Annotated in this window: 26 protein-coding genes; 17 read left to right on the forward strand and 9 right to left on the reverse strand. The window is 31.9% G+C overall.

Features of this window, described 5'->3' with window-relative positions:
- The first annotated feature begins 516 nt into the window (after positions 1 to 516).
- The 3 genes from AC3Y25_RS12640 to AC3Y25_RS12650 all read left to right on the forward strand — a co-directional run bounded on the left by AC3Y25_RS12640 (position 517) and on the right by AC3Y25_RS12650 (position 3,945).
- A complete protein-coding gene (locus AC3Y25_RS12640; protein WP_489902990.1) occupies positions 517 to 2,067 on the forward strand; it encodes a vitamin K epoxide reductase family protein in 1,551 nt (516 codons plus the stop codon).
- 104 nt (positions 2,068 to 2,171) lie between these two features.
- Positions 2,172 to 2,354, forward strand: coding sequence for a hypothetical protein (locus tag AC3Y25_RS12645; protein ID WP_427873650.1), 183 nt, complete (start codon positions 2,172 to 2,174; stop codon positions 2,352 to 2,354).
- Between the two features lie 232 nt (positions 2,355 to 2,586).
- Complete coding sequence (locus tag AC3Y25_RS12650) at positions 2,587 to 3,945, forward strand: NAD-dependent succinate-semialdehyde dehydrogenase (RefSeq protein WP_489902991.1); 1,359 nt, start codon at positions 2,587 to 2,589, stop codon at positions 3,943 to 3,945.
- 59 nt (positions 3,946 to 4,004) lie between these two features.
- On the opposite strand, the gene AC3Y25_RS12655 is transcribed toward AC3Y25_RS12650, so the two are convergent.
- On the reverse strand, positions 4,005 to 4,607 hold the full coding sequence (locus AC3Y25_RS12655; protein ID WP_489902992.1) for a hypothetical protein: 603 nt from the start codon (positions 4,605 to 4,607) through the stop codon (positions 4,005 to 4,007).
- A gap of 201 nt (positions 4,608 to 4,808) precedes the next feature.
- Between AC3Y25_RS12655 and AC3Y25_RS12660 the strand changes: the two genes are divergently transcribed.
- The 3 genes from AC3Y25_RS12660 (at position 4,809) to AC3Y25_RS12670 (ending at position 7,865) form a co-directional block, all read left to right on the forward strand.
- Positions 4,809 to 5,507: a DUF1826 domain-containing protein gene (locus AC3Y25_RS12660; RefSeq protein WP_489902993.1), complete on the forward strand. Its 699-nt coding sequence runs from the start codon at positions 4,809 to 4,811 to the stop codon at positions 5,505 to 5,507.
- Between the two features lie 136 nt (positions 5,508 to 5,643).
- Positions 5,644 to 7,068 (forward strand): amino acid permease, encoded by a 1,425-nt coding sequence (locus AC3Y25_RS12665; protein ID WP_489902994.1) that lies wholly within the window; start codon positions 5,644 to 5,646, stop codon positions 7,066 to 7,068.
- 170 nt (positions 7,069 to 7,238) lie between these two features.
- Positions 7,239 to 7,865 (forward strand): MEDS domain-containing protein, encoded by a 627-nt coding sequence (locus AC3Y25_RS12670; RefSeq protein ID WP_489902995.1) that lies wholly within the window; start codon positions 7,239 to 7,241, stop codon positions 7,863 to 7,865.
- 64 nt (positions 7,866 to 7,929) lie between these two features.
- Here AC3Y25_RS12670 and AC3Y25_RS12675 read toward each other — a convergent pair whose 3' ends face one another.
- Together AC3Y25_RS12675 and AC3Y25_RS12680 are read right to left on the reverse strand one after the other, a co-directional pair.
- Positions 7,930 to 8,208, reverse strand: coding sequence for a type II toxin-antitoxin system RelE/ParE family toxin (locus AC3Y25_RS12675; RefSeq protein WP_095929197.1), 279 nt, complete (start codon positions 8,206 to 8,208; stop codon positions 7,930 to 7,932).
- The gene (locus tag AC3Y25_RS12680; RefSeq protein ID WP_095929198.1) at positions 8,201 to 8,446 is read right to left on the reverse strand and encodes a ribbon-helix-helix domain-containing protein; all 246 of its coding nucleotides are present in this window, start codon (positions 8,444 to 8,446) and stop codon (positions 8,201 to 8,203) included. Before AC3Y25_RS12680 ends, AC3Y25_RS12675 begins: the two co-directional genes overlap by 8 nt.
- A 366-nt stretch (positions 8,447 to 8,812) precedes the next feature.
- On the opposite strand from AC3Y25_RS12680, the gene AC3Y25_RS12685 reads away from it, so the two are divergent.
- Positions 8,813 to 9,832: an META domain-containing protein gene (locus tag AC3Y25_RS12685; RefSeq protein ID WP_489902996.1), complete on the forward strand. Its 1,020-nt coding sequence runs from the start codon at positions 8,813 to 8,815 to the stop codon at positions 9,830 to 9,832.
- 439 nt (positions 9,833 to 10,271) lie between these two features.
- Here AC3Y25_RS12685 and AC3Y25_RS12690 read toward each other — a convergent pair whose 3' ends face one another.
- On the reverse strand, positions 10,272 to 11,126 hold the full coding sequence (locus AC3Y25_RS12690) for a restriction endonuclease (protein WP_489902997.1): 855 nt from the start codon (positions 11,124 to 11,126) through the stop codon (positions 10,272 to 10,274).
- A gap of 205 nt (positions 11,127 to 11,331) precedes the next feature.
- Here AC3Y25_RS12690 and AC3Y25_RS12695 point away from each other — a divergent pair, with 205 nt between their 5' ends.
- The 4 genes from AC3Y25_RS12695 to AC3Y25_RS12710 all read left to right on the forward strand — a co-directional run bounded on the left by AC3Y25_RS12695 (position 11,332) and on the right by AC3Y25_RS12710 (position 14,275).
- A complete protein-coding gene (locus AC3Y25_RS12695) occupies positions 11,332 to 12,036 on the forward strand; it encodes a hypothetical protein (RefSeq protein WP_489902998.1) in 705 nt (234 codons plus the stop codon).
- Positions 12,037 to 12,052: 16 nt separating this feature from the next.
- Positions 12,053 to 12,559 carry a hypothetical protein gene (locus tag AC3Y25_RS12700; RefSeq protein WP_489902999.1) on the forward strand — a complete coding sequence of 169 codons (507 nt, stop codon included), beginning with the start codon at positions 12,053 to 12,055 and terminating at the stop codon, positions 12,557 to 12,559.
- 207 nt (positions 12,560 to 12,766) lie between these two features.
- Positions 12,767 to 13,180 carry a DUF3010 family protein gene (locus tag AC3Y25_RS12705; RefSeq protein ID WP_489903000.1) on the forward strand — a complete coding sequence of 138 codons (414 nt, stop codon included), beginning with the start codon at positions 12,767 to 12,769 and terminating at the stop codon, positions 13,178 to 13,180.
- A 3-nt stretch (positions 13,181 to 13,183) separates the two neighbouring features.
- A complete protein-coding gene (locus AC3Y25_RS12710; protein ID WP_489903001.1) occupies positions 13,184 to 14,275 on the forward strand; it encodes a protein kinase domain-containing protein in 1,092 nt (363 codons plus the stop codon).
- A 56-nt stretch (positions 14,276 to 14,331) separates the two neighbouring features.
- On the opposite strand, the gene AC3Y25_RS12715 is transcribed toward AC3Y25_RS12710, so the two are convergent.
- Positions 14,332 to 14,745, reverse strand: a complete 414-nt coding sequence (locus tag AC3Y25_RS12715; protein ID WP_489903002.1) for a helix-turn-helix domain-containing protein — start codon at positions 14,743 to 14,745, stop codon at positions 14,332 to 14,334.
- Positions 14,746 to 15,034: 289 nt separating this feature from the next.
- On the opposite strand from AC3Y25_RS12715, the gene AC3Y25_RS12720 reads away from it, so the two are divergent.
- Positions 15,035 to 15,595, forward strand: coding sequence for a hypothetical protein (locus AC3Y25_RS12720; RefSeq protein ID WP_489903003.1), 561 nt, complete (start codon positions 15,035 to 15,037; stop codon positions 15,593 to 15,595).
- Between the two features lie 103 nt (positions 15,596 to 15,698).
- Here the strand turns inward: AC3Y25_RS12720 and AC3Y25_RS12725 are convergent, their stop codons facing one another.
- From AC3Y25_RS12725 to AC3Y25_RS12740, 4 genes are all read right to left on the reverse strand, one after another.
- Positions 15,699 to 16,619, reverse strand: coding sequence for a hypothetical protein (locus AC3Y25_RS12725; RefSeq protein ID WP_489903004.1), 921 nt, complete (start codon positions 16,617 to 16,619; stop codon positions 15,699 to 15,701).
- Between the two features lie 162 nt (positions 16,620 to 16,781).
- Positions 16,782 to 17,573 carry a glucose 1-dehydrogenase gene (locus AC3Y25_RS12730; RefSeq protein WP_250835994.1) on the reverse strand — a complete coding sequence of 264 codons (792 nt, stop codon included), beginning with the start codon at positions 17,571 to 17,573 and terminating at the stop codon, positions 16,782 to 16,784.
- Between the two features lie 59 nt (positions 17,574 to 17,632).
- A complete protein-coding gene (locus AC3Y25_RS12735) occupies positions 17,633 to 18,211 on the reverse strand; it encodes a TetR/AcrR family transcriptional regulator (RefSeq protein WP_489903005.1) in 579 nt (192 codons plus the stop codon).
- Positions 18,212 to 18,313: 102 nt separating this feature from the next.
- Positions 18,314 to 18,727: a VOC family protein gene (locus AC3Y25_RS12740; protein ID WP_489903006.1), complete on the reverse strand. Its 414-nt coding sequence runs from the start codon at positions 18,725 to 18,727 to the stop codon at positions 18,314 to 18,316.
- Positions 18,728 to 18,956: 229 nt separating this feature from the next.
- On the opposite strand from AC3Y25_RS12740, the gene AC3Y25_RS12745 reads away from it, so the two are divergent.
- The 5 genes from AC3Y25_RS12745 (at position 18,957) to AC3Y25_RS12765 (ending at position 22,852) form a co-directional block, all read left to right on the forward strand.
- Positions 18,957 to 19,745 carry an SDR family NAD(P)-dependent oxidoreductase gene (locus tag AC3Y25_RS12745; protein ID WP_489903007.1) on the forward strand — a complete coding sequence of 263 codons (789 nt, stop codon included), beginning with the start codon at positions 18,957 to 18,959 and terminating at the stop codon, positions 19,743 to 19,745.
- A gap of 227 nt (positions 19,746 to 19,972) precedes the next feature.
- On the forward strand, positions 19,973 to 20,779 hold the full coding sequence (locus AC3Y25_RS12750; RefSeq protein ID WP_489903008.1) for a phytanoyl-CoA dioxygenase family protein: 807 nt from the start codon (positions 19,973 to 19,975) through the stop codon (positions 20,777 to 20,779).
- Positions 20,780 to 20,933: 154 nt separating this feature from the next.
- Positions 20,934 to 21,620: a CDP-alcohol phosphatidyltransferase family protein gene (locus AC3Y25_RS12755; RefSeq protein ID WP_489903009.1), complete on the forward strand. Its 687-nt coding sequence runs from the start codon at positions 20,934 to 20,936 to the stop codon at positions 21,618 to 21,620.
- 1 nt (position 21,621) lies between these two features.
- The gene (locus AC3Y25_RS12760) at positions 21,622 to 22,053 is read left to right on the forward strand and encodes a GtrA family protein (RefSeq protein ID WP_489903010.1); all 432 of its coding nucleotides are present in this window, start codon (positions 21,622 to 21,624) and stop codon (positions 22,051 to 22,053) included.
- 220 nt (positions 22,054 to 22,273) lie between these two features.
- Positions 22,274 to 22,852 (forward strand): DUF4833 domain-containing protein, encoded by a 579-nt coding sequence (locus AC3Y25_RS12765; RefSeq protein ID WP_489903011.1) that lies wholly within the window; start codon positions 22,274 to 22,276, stop codon positions 22,850 to 22,852.
- Positions 22,853 to 23,293 lie beyond the last annotated feature (441 nt).

A 23,293-nucleotide genomic window follows, 5' to 3' on the forward strand; every position in this document is an offset into this window, starting at 1 on the left:
GAAATCCAGCGTGTCTATTTGTTGTATACTCAAACAGATAAGATTGATATGGACAAGTTTTTCGGAACAAGGAAAATTGTCGATAGAGTAGAAATCAACTTAAAAAAAATGAAGGAAAAATGAGGCTGTTTAATTTTTTTTGATCCAAAAAAGTTTTGGCACACTCAGAATCTTGAGATTTCTTTGATAGCTCTGACACAAATTTTAACTTTTTTGAGATCCAAATTTTGACAAATGTCTAAATAGGCAGGTGCTCAATTTGAAGAAAACTAGGGCAATTTTTATGACTACTGTAAAATTTAATTATACCTTAAAATCCTAAAAAAGACCGATAAATGCTTGGATTGTTTATATTGAGGATATGTTAATGTTTGTGTAGATATAGTGTTTATATTGCATTGTTTTGTCGAAATTATCAAAAAATATGCCAAAATGTACTATTTTTTTTACTGAAAAAGCTTGCTTGTTTTGAAAGATTTAAATTACATTTACAAGAAACAAACATAATCTTTAGACATGGTACAATTAGTTCAAAAGTATTTAAGCATCAATAATTATAAAGATCAGACAGAAGAATTCGAAGACCTATTTCAATCTCATCCTGATTATCCCAGTCTATTTGCCATTACCGACACTTTTGATTTATTATCCATAGAAAATGTTGCCGTAAGAATTCAAAAAGAGCAATTCTCTGAATTGCCAGATTCTTTTTTGGCTGCATATAAAAATGATATCGTCTTAATAACCAAAAACGGAGATTTAATAGACATTGAGTCAAAAAATGAAGGGAAGAAAAGTTTATCTTTTGATGATTTTACTCAAAATTGGGAAGGCATAGTCACAGTTATTGAGCCAAATGATAGATCAAAAATTGTAAGCCTAAAAACAAACTCAAATTGGTATTCTTATAGTTTGGCAATTCTTGCTTTAGTAGTTGTTTCATTTGTTTATAACAGCTATGGCATTAGCGAAATTTTATTGCTTTTAACCTCAATTGCTGGTTTTGTTTTTAGTGTTTTTATTGTCCAAGAAAAATTGGGTGTAAAAAGTGAAATAGTTTCTAAATTCTGTAATATTAGCCCAAATGCATCTTGTGATTCTGTAATTGGTTCTAATAAAGGAGAAATTAATAAGTGGGTCAACTTCTCTGATCTGCCAGTACTCTTTTTTGGCGTTAATTTAATTGCAATATTATCTAATCCTTCTGGATCAAGTCTTGTAATTGGATTGTTGAGTCTTGTGTCTATACCTGTAATATTATATTCTATTTATGTACAAAAATGGCAACTTAAAAAGTGGTGTTTGTTATGTTTGACAATTTCCTTTATCATAATTTTTCAAAGTGCTGTTTTTGTTTTTATGAGAGAGTCATTTGTTTATAATTCATCTAGTCTTTTTTCTTATTTGTTTTCGATAATACTGATAGGAGCTATTTGGTTAAGTATAAAGCCTGTTTTAATAGGTAAAATGAAAGCAGAAAAAGAAGTAAGTAAACTGAAAAAATTTAAAAGAAATTACAAGATTTTAAATTTCTTGACTAAAGAAATCCCCGTTTTGGCTGGTTTAAATAAATTACACAGTCTGAAGTTTGGCAATATTGATGCTGATGTTGAGCTTTTAATTATAATAAGTCCTGGCTGCGGGCATTGTCATAAAGCTTTTGCTGATTCCTTAGAATTAATAACCAAATATCCTGAAAAAGTGTCTTTGAATGTTTTGTTCAATGTTAATCCAGAAAATAATGATAATCCATATAGAATTGTGGTAGAGCGATTATTGGAAATTAACTATACAAAGGAACATTTAGTTTTAGAAGCAATTTCAGATTGGCACATAAAAAAGATGGGATTGGATAAATGGCTTGAGAAATGGAATGTGGGGCCTATTGGTATGAAAGTAAATCAGCAAATAGAATTGCAATACAATTGGTGTTTTGAGAATCAGTTTAATTATACGCCTGTGAAAATTGTAAACAATCAAATGTTTCCTAGTGAATATGAATTAAATGATTTAAGATACTTTTTAAGTGATTTATCAGAAGAAAAAAGTTTGAGAAAAGTGGTTTGATAATAGTATAAAAATATATAAAAAATTCTTGCGCAAGAATAGACATAAACTTCAAGTGTCTTTAAACCGATTGAGGTATTAACTAATATTAAAAACTATATGCTATGTTAAAAAACATCTTAAAGTTAGACGGTGTTGCTGAGCTAACTAAAACTGAAAAAAGAAGTGTAAAAGGAGGTTTAGCTTGTGTTGGTGGGGTATGTCCAAAACCAGGTAATTATTGCTGCTATTTAGGAGATAGTGGTGAAGCTATTTGCAGACTTAATGGCACAAGTTGTCCAGGATAAGAATTTCAAATTCCTGTTATATTTCAATTTAGGTGCTTTAACATAATGTAATATAACTATTGAAAAAAGAATTTCTAACATCAGAATATCAGAAGAGACTGTTTCGGCAGTCTCTTTTTTGGTTCTAAAAGGAGACTTTCATCAAAAAAAACATCCTTTACACAATTTAAAAACTAAAAATAAATTGTACCTTTTATATCGTTTTTAAATAAATACGATAAAAAATAATGTTATGATAAAGTCTATAAATCCTTATAATCAAGAGATTGTCTATGAAGTTGCTGAGTTTGATAGGAAAGAAGTAGAAAATGCAATTGATAAAGCGGATGCTCAATACTCGATTTGGAAAGAAATTCCCTTTTCTGAACGCTCACTATTAATGAAAGCCGCTGGTCAAGAGCTACGAAAAAATGCACGCGAATACGCCGAGGTGATTACCCAAGAAATGGGAAAACCGATTACTCAGGCATTGGCAGAAGTAGAAAAATGTGCTGCTTTATGTGATTATTATGCTGAGAATGCTTCAAAGATGCTTGCCGATAAAATAATAGAAACAGAAGCCCATAAAAGTTATGTAAGCTACGAACCAATAGGAATTGTTTTAGCCATTATGCCATGGAATTATCCTTTCTGGCAAGTGATGCGTTTTGCAGTTCCAGCATTAATGGCTGGAAATGTTGCCGTTTTAAAACACGCCAGCAATGTGATGAAAAGCGCCATGAGCATTGAAAAGATATTTGATCGAGCAGGCTTTCCTGCAGGATGTTTTACTAATTTGCCCATAGGAAGTAAAATGGTAGAAGAAATCATTAAAAATCCTAAAATTAAAGCAGTTACACTAACAGGAAGCGAAGCCGCAGGAAGAGCCGTAGCTGCAGTTGCTGGAAATGAAATAAAGAAAACAGTTTTAGAGTTAGGAGGCAGTAATGCTTTGGCGGTTTTTGCAGATTGCAACTTGCAGAAAACGGTTAAAACCTGTGTGCAAGCGCGTTTTCAGAATGCGGGGCAAAGCTGTATTGCCGGAAAACGTCTTCTAGTAGAATCGTCTATTGCAGATGAGTTTACAAAAGCTTTTATCGAAGAAGTTGGCAAACTTCGTTCGGGCGATCCTTTGAGTGAAGAAACAACAATAGGAACAATGGCAAGAGTGGACCTTGCTGAAGAATTGGAAAAACAGCTTCAAGATGCATTGGATAAAGGCGGTGAAGTTTTATTCGGAGGTAAAAGAAATAAGGCTTATTTTGAACCGACTGTTATTGGAAAAGTGACGACAGATATGTCGATTTTTAAAGAAGAAGTTTTTGGTCCATTAATTGGAATCACGACTTTTAAGGATGAAAAAGAAGCTATTGCACTTTCCAACAATAGTCCATTCGGACTTGGCGTTACCATTTTTACAGAAGATTTCGAAAAAGCATTCCGATTAGTACCCAAATTTAATGAAGGAGCAGTATTTGTTAATGAACTGGTAAAGAGTGATCAGAGATTGCCTTTTGGTGGAACTAAAAACTCCGGATATGGCCGTGAACTTTCGCAAGATGGCATTCAGGAATTTGTAAACAAGAAAACGGTTTATATTAATAAATATTAACAGGATTAAAGAAAGGTGTTTGAACTTCAAACACCTTTTTCAATTTTGGGAATCCTACTTTACGGATTAATTATGTCTGAGTCCGGAAGGTTAAAAGATCCGTCTGTGACTTCTACTGCTACTCCTGATTCTAGATTTCGAACTTTTCCAGAAAAGGTGCCTTTAATTCCGTTTTTACTTATAGATTCAATTTTTACTATAAAAACGTCATCGGCAGCTCGAGTACTATACAAAATAGTTCCGTTTGCGGTTTGAACAGCATATCGGGCCACCATTTCTAATTCTGCTGGAGTAGAATAAGTGCCTGCGGTGATGTTTCCTCCAATTTTCCAAATTTCAAAATCTAATGATGGAGGAAGTTGCTCACCAGCAGTTTTAGGATAAGGCGCTTCAGATCCCCCGAGTATAATATACTCAAATCGATTATCGTTGCCAGCAGCCTGAAAGTTGGCATTATAAAAATTTATTTTACGACCATCTAGAGTGGCTTTAAAATAATAATCAGATTCATTGTTATTTGATTCACTATCACTGCTTGAACAAGCCGAGAAAAGCAAGGTTAAAATGGAAACGTAAAAAAGCTGTTTTAAAAAACGAGCTGTTTTATTTTTTAAAGAAAATGATTTCATTACTTTAAAACCATCAACATTAGTATCTATCATTCTATATTTTTTTTTTAGTTCATAACAAATTTACCAATGCAAGATGCAGTAAACAATACCTGATTTCATGGTTATTTGCTATTAAAAAGCAGTAGCTTTTCTTTAAGAAAAGAGCGCAGCATCAAATAAAATTAAATGCATAAAAAGGTAAGAAGCAACTGCTATTGCCTATTTTTGCAATCGATTTAAAATATCCAAACTATGAATAAAACATTTTCTTCCAGTAACCAAATTGGTGTGGTCTCTACTTTTTCTGAGCTTATAAGTACTGATTTTAAGGAAGAAATGAATGCATTATGTTGGTACAGAAATCTGGATGGCGATTTTAAAGAGATTGTGAATCAATTAAGTTTAAAAGAAAATATAACAGAAGTTGCTCCAGAAGATTTAATCGCGCTCCAATTATCTGAAAAAGGAAATAGAGCCAGAGAAATCATTTTAAACGATTTGCAATTATTGACTGAATTTGGCGCTTCGCCCTCTCTTAATTTATTGAAGTGCTACGAGCGAGATGACGAATTTGATTTCATATCTACAGATGTATATTCGTTTCATGTTGATCGTTCGCCCATTGCAACCGATACATTTTTGTGCACTTACCACGGAACAGCAAGTGATATTATTCCTAATTCGCAGGCAGAACAGAAAATTTTAATTCCAGAAATTCGAGCAAAATTAAAAGAACTGCATGATGGAGCAGAGGAAGAATTCGAAGATTTTTTAAAAGAGAATTTCTTTGATTTGCACTATCAGTTGCATGAAGACGCAGAACCTATCAATTTACAACAAATGCACCTTTGGCGTTTGGCTGTCGATCATCCAAAACAACAAGTGAAGCCTTGTATTCATAGGGCTCCAAAAGAAAATGATGGAGAATATCGGTTGTTGTTGATTTGCTAGTTCAACGGCTAAAAAAAGAATATTTATATTTAATTATAAGAGAAGTGACAAAACGATGCTTTGTGTGATTGCTTTTTTAACTTATCTTCGCTTTTTATACATTCTGAATACATTTAAATACCTTAAAACAAAATCTGTGAAAAATAATCATGATGCTGTAGAAGAGAATCAGCTTAAACGTGGACTAACTAACCGACACATTCAGTTAATTGCCTTAGGCGGATCTATAGGAACAGGTCTTTTCCTTGGTATTGGTCCAGCGGCCGTATTAGCAGGGCCATCTGTTATTTTAGGATACGCCATTGCCGGAATTATTGCTTTCTTTATTATGAGACAACTGGGAGAAATGGTGGTCGAAGAACCTGTATCTGGAAGCTTTAGTTATTTTGCCTATAAATATTGCGGTTCTTTTGCCGGTTTTGCATCAGGTTGGAATTATTGGATTTTGTATATTCTGGTAAGTATGGCCGAACTGACAGCCATTGGAGTTTATGTGCAGTTTTGGTGGCCCGAAATTCCCCTTTGGGCATCCAGTTTATTTTTCTTTCTGGTTATTAACGCCTTAAATTTTGCCTCGGTAAAAGTGTACGGAGAAACAGAATTTTGGTTTTCAATTATAAAAGTGGTTGCCATTATTGCCATGATTCTTTTTGGTACTTATCTGCTAATTAGCGGAACAGGAGGAGAGCACGCTACGATTCATAATCTATATAACGACGGAGGCTTTTTTCCAAAAGGGATTTTTGAAAAAACGGGAAATGGCAGTTTTCAAGGTCTATTGTCAGCAATGGCTTTGATTATGTTCTCTTTTGGTGGATTAGAACTTATCGGAATTACCGCTGCTGAAGCAGAAAATCCAGAGAAAAATATTCCCAAAGCTACCAATCAGGTTATCTATAGAATTCTTATATTTTATGTGGGCGCATTGGTCATTTTATTTGCTTTGTCGCCTTGGAGACAAATTACGACAGACAGCAGTCCGTTTGTAATGGTTTTTCAAAACTTAAACGGAATGGAATTTGAACTTTTTGGCAACAAAATATTTTTTACAAGCCTTATCGCCAATGTGCTTAATTTAATTGTATTAACTGCCGCTTTATCTGTTTACAACAGCAGTGTTTACAGTAACTCGCGTATGTTATTTGGTTTGGCAGATCAGAATAGTGCTCCTAAATTTTTAAAGAAGTTAAACAAACAATCAGTTCCAGTTAATGCTATTTTAGTTTCTTCGTGTTTTGCCGCTATCTGTATTTTAATAAACAAAGTAATTCCAGAAGAAGCTTTTAGTATTTTAATGTCTTTAGTCGTGTCTTGCTTGGTAATTAACTGGGTTATGATTTCGTATACGCATCTGCAATTTAGACGTGCCAAAGACAAGGAAAATACCAAAACGAAGTTTGCTTCTATATTTTATCCAATAAGCAATTACATCTGTTTCGCGTTTTTATTGGGTATTTTAGCCATTATGTGGATGACGAATATGGAAATATCTGTAGAATTAATTCCGATTTGGCTGGGGATTCTTTTTGTGTTTTATAAAGTTTTTAAAACGAAAGAATAGGCATCATTTAGTATAGTATCATTATTAAGGCATTGATTATTAACGTAGGGTTGATTTTCGATGCCTTTTTATATTCGGAAAATTGAAATAGCAAATGGTATTTAAAATTTTAAAATGTAGTACTTGTGTAAGCAAAAACTTATTGCGATATTTGAGTTATGAACAATCAAATGTCTTTTTCGGTATGTGGAGAATCATTTGCGTCTCCAATGCATATTTGTGGTTTTTTCGATTCGAGAGAACAACAATATGAAGTCATTATTCCTTATATTTTGGAGGGACTGGAAACGAATGATAAAGTGATTAATATCCTTGAAGGAAATCGTCACGGTGAACATTGTCGTTGTCTGGCAGATAATGGAATATCTATTGCTCAAAAACTTGCGAGCGGCCAATTGGAAGTGCTAGCTTCTGAAAATACGTATATCAAGGACGGCGAGTTTGCTGCCGAAAAAATGTACAAAACACTCGAACAGACTTTATTATCAGCTTCAAGATCAGGATATGATAGTGTAAGGGCGTGTGGAGATATGATTTGGGCTCTTAAGAATCTGCCAGGAACTGATGAACTTTTAGAATATGAAGCCAAATTAAATCTGTTAACCCCACAACATGCAGTTTCGCTAATTTGTATGTACGATGTCAGCAGTTTTAGCCCAAGCACACTTACTGATATATTGCTTACGCATCCTTATGTTATAAAGGATGGAAAAATCAGCAAAAATCCACATTATGTAGAGCCTTTAGAATTTATTTCTAATCTTTCGAATTATCGATCTGATAAGCTTAAGTCTTAAGTAATTATTTTTAGATCCATCACTTGAATATACGCGCAACGATAACGCGTAAATTTGAACTGCTTTAAAAGTCTTGCCTTCCAATAATGGTAATAATCTCTATCCGATTATCTCCATTAATTTGGTAGTAAATAGTGTCAACACCACAAACACAATAACGATATCCTATTTTAATGTGGTCAGCAGATGGAAATAAAAAAGGATTTTCCTCTATTTTTTCAAAACAATCATAAAACATATTGAAATAGCTGTCAGCTTGATTAATGCCAAACTTACCAACACCATAATAATAAATTCTTTTTAAATCTTCTTTGGCTTCGCTACTTAAATAATAGCTATACATCAGGCAGACCTTTTTTAAATTCGGCTAACATTTCTTCTCTAGTTTGCTTTTTTGCAAAACCGCTTTTTTCTCCCTTATCTATTTTAGCTCTTACAAACTCATAATATTCTTCTTGCGAACGAGCTTGCTTAATCAAATAGTTGATAGCTTCGCTTTTACTGCTAAATTCTTCTGTATTAACCTGATTTTTCAACCACTCGTCATTAGGAGTAGTTAATGATATACTTTGTCGTGTCATAATAATACAAGTTTTTTTTATTGGTGTAAATTTACACCAAAAATTTTGAAATGAAAATATTTATGAATTATTAAAGTTTGTAAAAGTTTGCCTACTTTTACAATAGAGTGGCATTTTCAAGCTTAAAAAAGCTAAAAATCCTGCTAAAACATCCTTAAATGTAATAGAAAGTAGAATTTTTGCTTAACTAAAAAAAAGTAAATTGATTATCAATACCTAGCAATTTAATTGTTAAGGAAAAAGCCGAATTTAAGGCTGATAAAAAAAAGTTAAAAGCATTCTTTATTTTATAATGGCACAATTCATGCCTGCAAAAAAAACATAAATAATCTGAATACTTAATCGGTATTCTAAAAAATTAAAATGATGAAAAGATTTAAATGTATGTATGTTTTTGTGGTAGTATTAGTATCAGCATTTACATACGGTCAGGAAAGTTTAAAAATGTTTGTAAAAGAAAGTAAAGTGCCATGTCAAGGTGTTGCTCCTATGGAATGTCTGCAAGTGAAGTACGATAAGGACAAAGAATGGCAACTTTTTTATGATCATATTGAAGGTTTTAATTTTGAAAAAGGAAATCGATATGAGATAATGGTAACGAGAACCAAAAGATCAGAACCTATTCCGGCGGATGCTTCTTCTTACCAGTATAAACTGAAAAGTATTATTTCGAAAACGCCTGTAAATACCGAAAAAGGCATTTACAATACCAAAATGATTTTAACGCAGTTAAACGGGAAAAAGATAAACAGCGGAAAAGCATTTATTACCATTAACGATGAAACGGGTACCATAAGCGGTAAAAACGGATGTAATAATTTTAACGTAAAATACACGAAGCTTTCTGCGAAAAATCAAATTAAGACCAATTCTCCAATGGGAACTTTAATGGCTTGCAACGACGAAAGCATGAAATTAGAACAAGAATTTAACGCTGCAATAACAAATAAGAAGTTCAAAATTGTAAAGAAAAACAATACTGTACAGTTTAAAAAAGCGAAGAACAAAGTGGTTATGGAATTTTCTATTCCAACTCAAGACCAACTTTGGAGTTTTATCGAAAAAAATAACTGGAAACTAATAGCTCTAGAAAATGTTGGACAGGATTACGGTAGAGCTTCTATTAAGTTTAATGTAGAAGAAAAGAAAGTGAGCGGAAACACAGGCTGCAACAACTTCTCTGGAACTTATGAAACCAACGATGATCGTATTTCTTTTAATAAAGTAGCATCTACAAGAATGGCATGTATTGGTGAAGCAAACGAAACAGAGCAAAAAGTATTGGCGTATTTAAACAATAAAGACCTGCGTTTTGATGTAGCAGACCAAACGCTTAATTTTTATCTTAACGATAAATTGGTCATGATGTTTGGCATTACAAAATAAAGAAGTTCTATAAGTCGTCTTAAAATAGAGGATGATTTATGAAAGATAATTATAAAACCAGTGAAGTTGATTCACTGGTTTTTTTTATGGATAATTAGTTTTAAAGTCTGAAATTCGATTACTTCAGATTTCCAAAGAGTTCAACTGAAATGCTGCGCAAATGTCTCTGACTTTGCGCTTTTTTTACACTTGTGAATTAGTAAAATTTATAAAAGTCTCCCGACTTTTTACAATTATTTTTTAGTGTTGTTTTTTATTCTTTCTTTATCTATAAATTGCATTTAAGAGATTGAGTTTTAAAGTCTGAGACTTTATGACTTTTACGTTTTATATTTGAAAAATGGCGCAAAGTCAGAGACATTTGCGCAGCTCTTGTGAGGTACACTTTGCAGAGCAGGGGTAAATTTATTGTTTTTATAATAAATACTCCAACTTGATATTATTCTATTTTACCCAAATATTGAGCAATCAATCCACTTTCAGAAATAATAAAGGTTTGTTCTTCGAAAATTTTTTTCATTATTAGCCATACATTATCTACAATTGAAAATGTGCTATTTTGACTTTTATCCTGAACAGTTAATAAGCCTGTGTAAGTAATACTTTTTATTTTTTGTATACTGTCTTGAAAGCGTAGGTTTGAATTTTCGTATTCATACGTTTTAGTTACTGTTTTAAAAGGTTTCTGCTTATTTATATATTCTTTGAATACCATTATTTCATCAAACAATCTTGTTCTTTTTCCATTAGCTTGCTCGATCAAAATATGATATTGGTAGTTTTCATCTATCTCTATTAGATTATTATCTAAATCCTTTGCGATAATATTAATTACTTCTGGACTTTTGATATTCATTTTAATATTTACTCGTAGATCAAAAAAATGAAATTCTTTTTGTAATTCGTTATCTTCTTCGCCAGTTTCTCTTAGATGAACAATTAATATGTTACAGTGCTTAGCAAATTGTTGAGCATCTGGAGTATAACCACTTTTAGACACTATAATTCCTCTTTCTATATCAGTATCATTGATAATCGCTAAAAGCTTCATTACGGTTTCTTTGGTAACTTTTTTATTCCAATATTTGCATTCTATTGCAGTTCGATAAGTGCCGGTATTGTCTGTTTCTGAAGTTAATACGTCAATCTGATGTTCTACTCCTGATTTGCCTTTAATTTTACAGGTATGTCCATATCCTTCAATATTGATATAATATTTTTGCCCTAATGTCTCATAAATATATTTTGTGATAAATTCATAGGTTTTCCAGTCAATTTTGCTTTGATCTTCCATTATCTTAGAATTTGTTTAAGTGTCAATGATATAAGATATAGATGTTTTAAATGCTAATTTACAACAAATAAAAACTTGAAAAGTATCTGATTTTGATATAATTATATTTGTAATGTTATAGATAACTGAAAATTTTTACAACTGCGCAAAAAGATTGCGTACTACTGAAATATCTTTGCCTTATAATTGATTAAATCTAAATGAAATGATAAATAATATAGAAGCAAAACGTGAAACAGCAAAATTGGGTCTTCAAACTTTCTTCATGGATGTTGAAAATAATTTCCACGACAGAATTTCAGATGAAGCAATCCATATTTTTGAAAAAAAGATTAGTGATGCTAATACTAAAGATCGATCTGATGAATATGAAAGAGGAGATTATTCTGGTTCGACTATGGAGATATATTTTATGGAACAGGAGTTAAAAGCAATTTCAGAAATGAAAATTATTTATGCTTATAAGCATTTTGAAAATAAACTAAAATTTTTATTAGGTGCTGCTTACGGTGTTTCGAAATCAAAAATGTTTAAATGGGAGTTTGTGATTGAATTTTTGAAAGAAAAAAATATTGACATTAAAAAATTAAATTGCTATAAAGAAATAAATGAATTGCGAAATTTAAATAATTGTATAAAGCACTCAGATGATATCAAGAACGATTCAAGAGTAATGTCAATACAAGAGTTTAAAGAAAAGCCAATTGTTCTATATGAAGATCTTTTAGCTTTTTATAAACGAATTGAAAATGCTCCTTCTGCTTTTATATATTCATTGTCAGATTATATATATAAAGATTTATATGTTTTTGATGAAAACAGAATTAATCAAGAGGCAGAAAAAATCGCTCTTCGGATGACTGAATCTGAAGCATCAATTTTAATTGAAAAACTTAAAGAGAAATATTAATATTTACACTCATATAATGCACAATTTTGAAGATTTAATATACCGAAGCACAGCATTTACATTAGATTCGTTGGAAGAAACTAATGCGGAAATTATTGAAGCACTACAAACGAGTGCTTCAACAATTCATGTGAAAAATTTACAAATGATCCAACTTCAAAAGACAATATTCGCTATTGGAATGTTCTCTATGTTTGATGCGATATTACAGGACGAGTTATCGTGTAGAAATGGATTTGAAGGAGCCAAGAAAAAACTTAAAGAAAAGCAAAAATTTGAACTTCTCAATCGTTTTGAAGATTTCATATATGCCATAAATGTGTTAAAACATGGTGAAGGAAGAAGTTATGATGCTTTAGTCTCAAAACATCCAGATTTACCATTTAGAATAAAACTTAAGGGACAAAATTTCTTTGAGGAAGGAGATATTTCTGAAATCAATACATTAATAGAAGTAGATGATGATTTTGTTTTAAACTGTGCTAATTTGATTGAAACTGTTTTAAATGAAATTAGAAACTAATATTAACATTTATAAATTTAAATAGAAAAATTCTATAATTGGGATATACATGTATAGCATTACAGAAATTCTTTTCTTATTTTAAAAAAAAACTAATTTGCCAATTAAGATTTGCAATTATGGAAAACCATAAAATAGAATAAAAAGAGTTTGATATGTTTGGGAAATAAAATTTGACAAAAAAAATAACTAAATAAAAATTGATTTATGAAAGTATGCGCAATCGAAATAAAATCCAATAAAATAATTTTTGTTGTTTTGGAAAAGGATTCAAATAATCAAATTACAGAAAGTACAGGTAAAGTAAAATCTATTATACTTGATGATGATCATAATCACTCTCAAGTAATTGATTGTATAGAAACTATTCATTCTCATTTTAATTCGCTAGAAGTCGATAAAATTGTAATTCTATCAAGAAGCTCTAAAGGTCAATTTTCATCTTCTGGAATTTCTTTTAAGTTAGAAGGTTTCATTCAAGCTTATAAAAATAAGCCTGTCGAATTTGTTTCTCCAAAAACGTTAAGTGCTTTTTATAAAAAAAATACTTTTGGTATAACTCCACAATTTAGTTATCAATCGGACGCATCAAAGTTGGGGTATTACATTTTAAATTCTTAAATAATGGGTGACGAAAACGTAGACGAAATAATTAAAGATTTTATATCATTGCAAAATGACATTGTAATTGATAGATATTCTGATAGTGGTGCAAATGGAGAATTATATTTTGGAGAAAGAGAGTTATTATCCGATAGAGTTGCATTAAAGTTTTATTATTATAATAAAGATGTTTCAACTCATAATGAACCATTAATTCTTAAAAGCATTGAGCATCCAAATATTTTAAAAATTTATGATGCAAAAATAATTCATCAGCAATATGCTTATTTTCTAACTCCTGAAATTAGCGGTGGTGATTTGAAAAATTTTAAAGACAATAATGTTGTAAGTCTCTATGATGCTATAAATATCACACAAGGAATATTGAATGGTTTGAGTGAACTACATAGAAATCCAAATAATTTACTTCATAGAGATTTAAAACCTAAAAATATCTTGATAGATCAAGAAACTAAAATACCTTATATAGCAGATTTTGGTTCAGTAAAATTTATCTCAAATACAGAAAACACAGTGGTTGCATCAAAATCTACGCAAATTTACAGACCAAATGAATCCGTTCTTCAGAATGTTTACGGTAGACAATCTGATATCTATCAAGTTGGTATAATTCTTTTTCAGCTCTTAGGGGGGAAGTTTCCAGAAGCTCCCTTTGATTGGCTAGATGATAAACAAAAATCTAAATTTTTAAAAATTTCAGGATCTGACTTTGAAAAATGGCAATTTATAGATTCCGCAATTGACAACTTAATAGTAAAAAATAAATTACTTGATTATGATTCTTTACCACCATATATAAATAATAAAATTAAGGCGGTAATAAAAACAGCTACTCATAAAGATTTAGATAGAAGATATTTTACGTGTTCAGAATTTATTAAAGATCTGTTTGATTTGAAGAAACTAAATAAAGATTGGTGGATAGACAATGAGGAAATTTATGCTAATAAAGAAAATAAAAAACACTACAAAATAAGCGAAGATAAAAAAGGATATTGTTTACAAGTGAGTAAGAACCAAGTAAATTGGACAAAAGATAATAAACATAATAGAACATTAGAATCGATTATAAGTCGGATACATAAAGATTAAGTAGCAAAAAAGAGACTCAAAAGTCTCTTTTTGTTTTGTTATATTTTTGTAAATAACTATTTCCCAATCAATTTCTCAAGCCTCGCCATCATTTCATCTTTCTCCTTCAACATACGCTCGTACAAAGCAATTTTTTCTTCATGTATTTGTACAATTTTATCTATTGGATTAACAGTAGTACTTACATGTCCAGAATTATTACCAACAGCTATTGCTCCTTCATGAAAAGTATTTGAAATAATATTTATCGCTTGTTCCTCATCAAAATTCTGAAAAGCTTCAACAGGAATTTTCAATACAGCTGAAATTTGTTTCAGTAGGTTTTCTTCAATTACATCTTTTTGCTCCAGCATCGAAATTTTCTTTTGGTTCCAGTCTTCGCCCAGATCATAAGCCAAAGCTTCCTGCTTTATGTTAAGCATTTCTCTAAAACGTTTTACGTTTCTTCCCTGATGTATTTTCTGTTCCATACTAAATATCAATTTTTCTAAAAGATCAAAGATAAAGCCATTTGGGCTAAATATCATGCGTTTCAAAGATAAAAAAATATCCTAAAAAAGAGTCTTTTTTGTCAGAATATTATACCGTATTTTGTTTGTATTTAAGTCCAATATTTTCTGGTATAATGCCGATGTAATATGAAAATAGTACAATGAAATTGGACTATATTGAATATACAATCGGTATTATATCTGTATTTGGAATATTTTATTCTTTTAAAATAGAAGAATTTAGCTACATAAATTAAATCTATTGACTATGAAAAAGAATAAAATGTCCTTCGAAACCAGCTTTTGGGCAGGAAATATAGAAGGAAATCCATTTAAGGTAATTAATGCCTTTTTTGTCTATGCAGATCTCGATTATTATAAACAGACTTTAAGCGAAGCGACTATTTACTGTTATAAAACAAAAGTCTACAAACAGGACAATCCTTCAGATGTTTTTATTTTGTACTCGGTTCTTAAATCATTCCTCAGAGTTTGTTACTGTTTAAAAGAGAGAAGCAAAAAATGGAAGGTCAAAGAATATTTGGCGCAAGAAAAAGCTTTTCATCTTTCTTCTTTAACTAAAGAAGAATACGATAACCCTTTTATAGTATTTCAAAATGCATTTAATGAAAAAACGCTCCAAGAGTTTGAATTGTTTCTATATCAAGTTTTAGAGCTTTCATTGTCGCCTTATGCCGCAGATCCAGATCCTGACTTGATGACGCCTTATATTCATGTAATCAAAATGCTCGATGCATCAGAATTGATAAGAGAAAGGGGAGTAGAGAAAATCAAGAAAAAGATTCCAATTGATGCTGTAACCCAATAAAGCGAAAGCAATTTGATATCGATAATTTAGTATATTTAACAACCAAAATTATTCATGGATTTTTAGGAATTTTACAAAATCAAATTTTAATTTTTAGCGCATATTAAATACTGTTAAGTCTTACCGATAAGCTTTTTAAATCTTGTTCGAGAGAGCGAACAGTGGCTTGCAGTTCATTTAGCATATTGGCTCTCGAAGATAAATCATCTGCGGAGTAAATTCCGCCATCATAAAAAAAGAGTTTTTCGGTTTGAGCATCTATTTTTCCATCAAAATTGTATTGCAGCCATCTGTTTTTAATACTTTCCTGCAGATCATTTTTTCCAGAATTGCTAAATTGTTTTTCGTTTAGAATCGCCCAGATAGAGTTGGGGTATGCGCCGTTAGAATTATCATTGAACCAGATATTTCGCAACAGATTTCTTTCTAGTTTTAAGTTGATTTTTTTTCCTTTAGGGGCAATAGTCAACGCTCCTAATCCGGCACTCACTAATCCGCCGCTGACACCAACAATATCACTGGCATTATTGTTCTTTATTAAAACAGTGGCTACAGTAGTTAATGCGCCAATAGTTACAGAAGCAACCGTAAGATTTCTAGTTTTTTTATTGTTGATATCGTTCACAAAATTGGCTAGTTTATCGATACGTTCGCCATTACAATCTAATTCTGATGCCAGTGCATTTATCTCTATGCTGGTAAGAATTAAACGATCGGTAATTTTTTGTTTTAAAACGAGTCTCTTTAAAGTGTCTTTTTTGGTTTGAAGATATTCTGAAAGATAAGATTCAATACCAATAGCCTTGCTTATCAGGATATCATGCTGCGATAAATTAGCTTTTAGGATACTGTCGTTATTGGACGATTTATTCGGGAAAATTTCGAGTTTAGAATAATCATATTCAATGGTAGGCTGGCAGTAATTGCTGGTGAGATAATCAATTTTTGGACTATTCAAAACGGTTGAACATGAGGATACAAAAATAGATATAACGAATAAAATAAATATTTTACGCTGCTTCATATTGATTTTGTTTAACATTAAAAATACGAATTAACTTTTTACTGTTAAAAAAACATTGCATTAGAAATAGAATTTGTGAAGGCTTAACCTAAAAAAATGAATATAAAAAAAAACGGATTACAGGTTATTCCGTAATCCGTTTCTAAATAAAAATGTCTTGATTTAAGAATTACCATAAAGGTTTGATTCTCCTCCATCAATAGCAATGGTCTGTCCGTTTACATATTGGCATTCATCGCTAAGAAGAAATGCAACAAGGTTACCTACATCTTCAGGTTTCCCTAATCTTCTTGTAGGGTTTCTTTGTGCGTACGTTGTTTCAGCAGCTTTAGGGTCGGATGGGTTTACCTGTTTGAAAGCTTCTGCCACCATTGGCGTAAGTATAGCTCCAGGCGCGATTGCATTGGTGTAAATTCCATCTTTACCATATTCTATTGCCGCATTTTTGGTCATACCCGAAACGGCATGTTTACTTGCTACATAAGGCATCTGATTAATAACCCCTCTGATTCCTCCTACAGAAGCTACGTTTACAATTTTTCCTCCGCCGTTTTTCTGCATTACCGGGATCACATATTTTAGTCCGTAATAGACACCCATAAGATTGATGTCAATTACTTTTTTAAATATATTGATGTCATAATCCACTATTGAAGCCTGTTTTCCTTCGATACCTGCATTATTGTAGAAGCCATCGATACGGCCAAATTCTTCAACTGTTTTGTCTACATAATTTTTGACAGCCTGTTCGTCTGAAACGTCAGCGATTATGGTTATGATTTTTGCATTTGGAGCAACTGAATGGATTTCTGCTTTTGCTTTTTCGAGTGCTTCGGCATTGTAATCTACAATTGATAGATTGGCTCCTTTTACTGCTACTGCTTTACTTGCTGCTAGTCCGAGCCCCATAGCTGCTCCAGTAATGATAATTGTTTTGTCTTTAAAAATGCTCATGATATATAGTATTAAAATATGTTAATTGAAAAATTATTCATTTAAAATTAAAAAAAATGCTAGCTTATACCTCTCCAGACCAAATCAAAGCAGTCATCGATGAGCTGCTGGTTTAATGGAAATAACTTTTGTATGATTCCTGTAGAGCAGGAGCGTACCGCACCATCAAAAAAGCTGATGAGCATAATGGCATCCAGTGCTTTTATAATTCCTTCTCGCTGTCCTTTTTCGAGAAGATCATAAAGAGGTTTGTTCTGTTTTTCGTACTCGGCAAGTTGTTTGGAGAAGTTGAGCTGTATATAGCCAGACTGTTGATATTGGTCGATAAATACGGTTTCATCATAATGGTTTAGCCTGTAGTTAAGCATATTGATATAAATCTGCTTAAGTGATTGCCTTACGGGTAAATTAATGTCAAAGTCACGATACATGGCCTGCGTCATTTTATCCTCTACAGCGGCATAGGCCAATTGTACCACCTCTTCTTTGTTTTTAAAGTAGATGTAAAGGGTTCCTGCCGCAACTCCGGCCGTTTTGCTTATGCCAGAAATGGTCACGCTTGCTAATCCCTGTCTGCCTGTAAGTACATATACAGAATTCAAAATTTTCTCTCTTTTATCTGGATCTAAAGGTCTCATATAGTAAAGTTAAATGAAAAATTATTCATTTAAATAAAGTTGTTTGAATTATAACTTTTCTTTAACTCATTTTGGGTAGTATTCTCAATTACTAGTATTTTCTCATAATTCATAGCCAATCTCCCATATATGTCCAAAAGGATCTTTTAGCTTTCCAATTCTCCAGTCTTCTTCGGTTACCATGGGACAAATCTGTATTGCACCAAATTTTAGTGCATTTTCAAATATTTTATCTGCATTTTTAGTTTCTAAAATTATTCTGATTAGTGTATTAAATGCTGGATTTTCACTGCCATCACAAGGTGTTTCGTCACTAAGATAAAATTCGGCGCCTTCAATTTGCAAAACAGAAGATATTTTGTTGTTATCAATTTCAAATCTTTTAGATTCAACAGCGCCAAAAGCGTCAGTGTAAAATTTAACCGCTTTTAATCCATTATTGACTGTGAGGAAAGGCTTGATTTGAGCTTTCTGAAGTGTAACTTTGTCTTGATTTTTTTCTTCTTCCAATTTCATAAACTTCAATTATTTGTTACTATAAAAATAGTATTTTTTTAACTATACTATTTTCAATAGTTTAAGAGCGGTTGATTTTTAGAATTTATTCAGAATCGGTTTGAATATCTTGTTGGCGTATTGGGCGAAATAAATGCCGACGGATAGGGCTAGAGGGAACCATTATGAAAGTTGGTTGTTCAGCGGTTTACAATTAATTTTTATATTTGAATACTTTAAAATGAAGAAAATGAGCGAAAAAACGAAACCGTATGCCTTAATAACGGGCGCCAGCAAAGGCATTGGAAAAGCTATTGCTTATGAATTGGCCAAACAGGGTTATCCGCTATTGCTTGCTGCAAGAAGTGGAGAGGAATTAAAAGCCTTATCTAATGATCTTCAAGATAAATACGGCATCAATGCTTTTATTTTATCTCTTGATCTTTCAACAAATGGCGCATCGCAAATAGTAACCGATTGGATAAAAAGTAATAACTATTCACTTGGAATTCTAGTTAATAATGCTGGTTATGGCGTGTGGGGCAATTTTAGTCAGTCTGCTCTAAGCGATCAGCTTGGCATGATGCAGCTCAACATGAATTTAGTGGTAGAGCTTTCGCATTTATTAGTTCCCATACTTTCAAAACAAAAACAAGCCTACGTTTTAAATATATCGAGTACCGCTGCCTATCAAGCTGTGCCTACGCTTGCGGTTTATTCTGCTACAAAGGCTTTTGTTTTGTCGTTTACACGTGCCTTGCGTTTCGAATTGGCTCAAACCTCAATTTCGGTAACCTGTTTTAGTCCAGGTCCAGTTGATACTGGTTTTGCTGCAAGAGCTGGTTTAAGTTCTTTAAACAAAATGGCAGAAAAGTTTAATATGCAGCCCGATGAAGTGGCAAAAATGGCAGTAAAAGCCATGTTTAGCAAAAAATCAGAAGTTATTCCTGGGTTTACCAATATCATTTCAGTTTATGCCAACCGTATACTGCCAAAGGCTTTTATCGAAAAAACGGCAGCTGGAATTTATAAAATCTAATTTTTTTCGAAAAAAATATAAAAATATTCTTTGCAAAAGAAAAAATATATATTATGTTTGTATTAAATTCTACTAATTCTATAGAGTATGTCAGATAAAAGAAAAAATACGTTTAATTTTCCTAAAGGTCGAATGCAAGCAAACACAATAATTTATTGTTGTTGCTGTTGTTACGTTTTAGATAAAATTACAAAGTATATTCTTTCATTTATTAAATCTATATTATCATGGGATCTTCTTATAAAACCTTTACCCTTACCGAGCAATTAACTAATGAGCAAATTGCCTTTTTTAACGAACATGGCTTTATCCATTTCAAAAAATTCATAAACCCAGAAACGGTTTCATCCATCATTGATGCTTCCAAACAAGTGGAGCAAAAATGGATTGAAAACAATCTTCAAAAAGTAAATGGTGTTCCTATCAAATTCGGAAAAGATTTAGATGGTTCTCCTATTGTACAGCGTTTTGCTTTTATCAATCAGCATCATCAAGCCTTAAGCGGACTTTTACTTGATCCAAGATTTAATGGTTTATTACCATTGGCAGGCGATGGAGCTAGATTGGGAACTGAAGAAAAAGACGGAATGGTTTTCAACCATTATATCAATGGGCCAGAAAGTAAGTTTACTAAAATGGGCTGGCACACAGACGGTTTAAGAGATATTTTCTATGGTGGAAAATTAAACCCGATGTTAAATGTGGGGATTCATTTAAGTACTTTGAAACCCGAAAATGGCGGTCTTAAAATCATTCCAGGTACACATAAGCAAAGTATTTATCAAATGCTTTTTCGTAAAAAATACTTTTTAGATCATCAAGCCGATCCAGAGGAAGTTTCTATTAATCCGGAAGCTGGAGATTTGACTATTCACGATGGCCGTTTGTGGCACAGAGTGGCGCAATCCTCGATTCGTGGCGAAGAAAGCAGAAGAAGGGTTATTTATATTCCAATTATAGCAGGAAAATATGCTCCTAAAAACGAGAACAGTCCAACGGTTTTCTATCAACGTTTTGCAGGTATTGTTAAATAATTATGCTAATTGTTCTCGCATTTAGTTATCTGGTTAGATCAGGTAAACTAAAAAGTGCCAGCGATTTCTTTAAAAGTAAGCAAAGAAAAATCAAATTGAAAATTGCAAAAGTAGAATTGGCAATCTTGTCAGGTTTACAAATATTGGGCTAATAATGGGAAAAGAAATACAGGTGGAGGAGTATAGTACAATTGCGCAAAGAACATTTTCGGACCGCAAGCGAACTAATATTTTAAAAAGAGCAGAACAGTTAACGATTGTGTTTTTGCTTCCAAAAGTGCCTAAATTCATTTCGCCCAACTTGCTTACTTTACTTGGAACGCTTGGTTCAGGATTCGTTTTTTTAGCTTTTGTTTTAGGAGCTTATTCAGCCAATTGGTATTTGCTTTTGGGTATTATCGGATTGGCTATAAATTGGTTAGGCGATTCTTTAGACGGAAGATTGGCTTATTATAGAAATATTCCGCGCCGTTGGTATGGTTTTGCACTCGATATTATCGCCGATTGGATCGGTATTGTACTTATAGGCTTTGGCTACTACATTTATGCTGAAAATGGCACACAGGTATTAGCCTTTGCTTTTGTTGCATTGTATGGCTGGTCGATTATCATCAGTCAGTTGCGCTACAAAATTACAGATCAATACAGTATAGATTCTGGCTTAGTTGGTCCAACAGAGCTTCGATTTATTATTGCTTTAATTTTAATTACAGAAGTTTTATTTCCTGGATCTATAACTTATTTGGCAGGCTTAATCACCATTGCGTTATTTATAATTAATACCATAGACAGCTTGAAACTCTTAAAGTTGGGCGATTTAAAAGATAAAAATCAAGGCTGAAATGTTCAAGAAGAAAGCGATTGTTACTTTTCTGCAGGCGCAAGTTGCGGCATTTTTGGGTGGTATTACCGATTATGGCTTAATGATTCTATTAACAGAAGTATGTAAGCTGCATTTTACCTTCTCTATTTTAATCTCCGGAACCATTGGCGCAATTATCAATTTCAGCATCAATAGATTTTGGGTGTTTAAGAATCAATGTGGCTATAGCAGCCGCATTAATAGTCAGCTTTTTAAATTTGCGTTGGTTGTATTAGGAAGCATTTCATTAAAGTCATTTGGTACGCTTATTTTGCAAAAAGCATTTCAAATTGATTACCGAATCGGAAGATTAATTACCGACAGTTTTGTTTCTTATGGATTTAATTACCCGCTGATAAAATATTGGGTTTTTAAAATAAAGAAAGAACAGGAAGCAATCGAATCAAACTAGAATATAAATAAACTCTTCGATATAATTTTTTTAACACACTTTGACTCCACTCAGTGCAGGCTAGAAACATAGTTTTTATTTGTGTAAAGAAGAAGACTAATAGAAACCAGTTTTTAACACATAGCGAACTATGTTTATTTTAAACAAGTGAAACGCCTTTTTATGTTTCGTAAATCTATGTTTCTATGTGTTAAATAATGGATTATATAAAAATTTCATCATGAATAAATTATCATTTAAATATTTTACAAAATCACTAATCGTTCTAACGATCTTAGTAAGTATAATTTCCGAAAATCTATTGGCACAAGCTAAAAATCCTTCGCCATTAAATTTTCCCACGCCAAAAAACGTAGATAATATGCTTTTTTACATTCAGCGGGATCCTAATATAAACACTGCTATTTATGCCATAAACTACCAAGAAAATGGAAAAATAGATAAAGAGAATCCGATAAAAGGATATTGGATTCGATATGCCGAGAAAGGAGAGAAGAAAGACTTCAATTATATACAACGCAAATTTGCCTACGGAATAGAAAGTAAAGTCTTGAATAATGAGGAATTTGAGCTTCAATTTGTATCGTACAAAAAGTTACCATTAACCTTAAAAAAGATAGATTCAGATCAAAAATATCATGTTTTTGTAAGTGTAAATCAGAAAAAAATACAAGTAGAAAAAATATTTGTGCGTATTGAAGGAGGTTCCTTTTGGCTACCCAATGTAAAGTATGCCGAAGTTACCGGAATTGAGGCTTCTTCAAACAAAGCAATTACAGAAAGGATCTTGTTGAAATAAATACTTAAGTATGTCTCATACAAAATCATACAAAAGCCCATTTCTTATGAAATGGGCTTTTTGAATAAGATATTAAAGCATTAGTAATTTTAGCTGTTTTTTTCGGTTGCTTTTATTTTTTCGAATATTTCATTTAATGTCTCTTCCATAATTCTAGCTGTATCGTTACCTAATAATTTGTCTCTGTTTTTGACTCTCTGTTACAAAATGAAAACTATTTTACGCAAGATTTAAAGAATTTGGATCATTTGTAAAACAGATAACGATAATTTACTGCTGTTATATATTTTCGATTGTACCGTAAAAAAGACCTTCGAAGTTAAATATTATAACTATTAAGAATATTTTACTCCTTTGTGATCTTGTAATTATACCAGTAAATCAATCAAATTTGTAATTGTTATAAAAGACACTTCTATTTAAGATGTTGATAGGTTTTTT

The organism is Flavobacterium sp. LK-23, assembly GCF_058135255.1.

What these genes read in the sequence shown, in the direction of transcription:
- AC3Y25_RS12725 (WP_489903004.1), bottom strand. Translation starts at nt 16,619, where the DNA reads ATGAAGCAGCGTAAAATATTTATTTTATTCGTTATATCTATTTTTGTA.
- AC3Y25_RS12700 (WP_489902999.1), top strand. Translation starts at nt 12,053, where the DNA reads ATGCACAATTTTGAAGATTTAATATACCGAAGCACAGCATTTACATTA.
- AC3Y25_RS12695 (WP_489902998.1), top strand. Translation starts at nt 11,332, where the DNA reads ATGATAAATAATATAGAAGCAAAACGTGAAACAGCAAAATTGGGTCTT.
- AC3Y25_RS12715 (WP_489903002.1), bottom strand. Translation starts at nt 14,745, where the DNA reads ATGGAACAGAAAATACATCAGGGAAGAAACGTAAAACGTTTTAGAGAA.
- AC3Y25_RS12655 (WP_489902992.1), bottom strand. Translation starts at nt 4,607, where the DNA reads ATGATAGATACTAATGTTGATGGTTTTAAAGTAATGAAATCATTTTCT.
- AC3Y25_RS12710 (WP_489903001.1), top strand. Translation starts at nt 13,184, where the DNA reads ATGGGTGACGAAAACGTAGACGAAATAATTAAAGATTTTATATCATTG.
- AC3Y25_RS12650 (WP_489902991.1), top strand. Translation starts at nt 2,587, where the DNA reads ATGATAAAGTCTATAAATCCTTATAATCAAGAGATTGTCTATGAAGTT.
- AC3Y25_RS12690 (WP_489902997.1), bottom strand. Translation starts at nt 11,126, where the DNA reads ATGGAAGATCAAAGCAAAATTGACTGGAAAACCTATGAATTTATCACA.
- AC3Y25_RS12720 (WP_489903003.1), top strand. Translation starts at nt 15,035, where the DNA reads ATGAAAAAGAATAAAATGTCCTTCGAAACCAGCTTTTGGGCAGGAAAT.
- AC3Y25_RS12680 (WP_095929198.1), bottom strand. Translation starts at nt 8,446, where the DNA reads ATGACACGACAAAGTATATCATTAACTACTCCTAATGACGAGTGGTTG.
- AC3Y25_RS12765 (WP_489903011.1), top strand. Translation starts at nt 22,274, where the DNA reads ATGAATAAATTATCATTTAAATATTTTACAAAATCACTAATCGTTCTA.
- AC3Y25_RS12660 (WP_489902993.1), top strand. Translation starts at nt 4,809, where the DNA reads ATGAATAAAACATTTTCTTCCAGTAACCAAATTGGTGTGGTCTCTACT.
- AC3Y25_RS12685 (WP_489902996.1), top strand. Translation starts at nt 8,813, where the DNA reads ATGAAAAGATTTAAATGTATGTATGTTTTTGTGGTAGTATTAGTATCA.
- AC3Y25_RS12675 (WP_095929197.1), bottom strand. Translation starts at nt 8,208, where the DNA reads ATGTATAGCTATTATTTAAGTAGCGAAGCCAAAGAAGATTTAAAAAGA.
- AC3Y25_RS12670 (WP_489902995.1), top strand. Translation starts at nt 7,239, where the DNA reads ATGTCTTTTTCGGTATGTGGAGAATCATTTGCGTCTCCAATGCATATT.
- AC3Y25_RS12645 (WP_427873650.1), top strand. Translation starts at nt 2,172, where the DNA reads ATGTTAAAAAACATCTTAAAGTTAGACGGTGTTGCTGAGCTAACTAAA.
- AC3Y25_RS12640 (WP_489902990.1), top strand. Translation starts at nt 517, where the DNA reads ATGGTACAATTAGTTCAAAAGTATTTAAGCATCAATAATTATAAAGAT.
- AC3Y25_RS12730 (WP_250835994.1), bottom strand. Translation starts at nt 17,573, where the DNA reads ATGAGCATTTTTAAAGACAAAACAATTATCATTACTGGAGCAGCTATG.
- AC3Y25_RS12760 (WP_489903010.1), top strand. Translation starts at nt 21,622, where the DNA reads ATGTTCAAGAAGAAAGCGATTGTTACTTTTCTGCAGGCGCAAGTTGCG.
- AC3Y25_RS12750 (WP_489903008.1), top strand. Translation starts at nt 19,973, where the DNA reads ATGGGATCTTCTTATAAAACCTTTACCCTTACCGAGCAATTAACTAAT.
- AC3Y25_RS12745 (WP_489903007.1), top strand. Translation starts at nt 18,957, where the DNA reads ATGAGCGAAAAAACGAAACCGTATGCCTTAATAACGGGCGCCAGCAAA.
- AC3Y25_RS12735 (WP_489903005.1), bottom strand. Translation starts at nt 18,211, where the DNA reads ATGAGACCTTTAGATCCAGATAAAAGAGAGAAAATTTTGAATTCTGTA.
- AC3Y25_RS12740 (WP_489903006.1), bottom strand. Translation starts at nt 18,727, where the DNA reads ATGAAATTGGAAGAAGAAAAAAATCAAGACAAAGTTACACTTCAGAAA.
- AC3Y25_RS12755 (WP_489903009.1), top strand. Translation starts at nt 20,934, where the DNA reads ATGGGAAAAGAAATACAGGTGGAGGAGTATAGTACAATTGCGCAAAGA.
- AC3Y25_RS12705 (WP_489903000.1), top strand. Translation starts at nt 12,767, where the DNA reads ATGAAAGTATGCGCAATCGAAATAAAATCCAATAAAATAATTTTTGTT.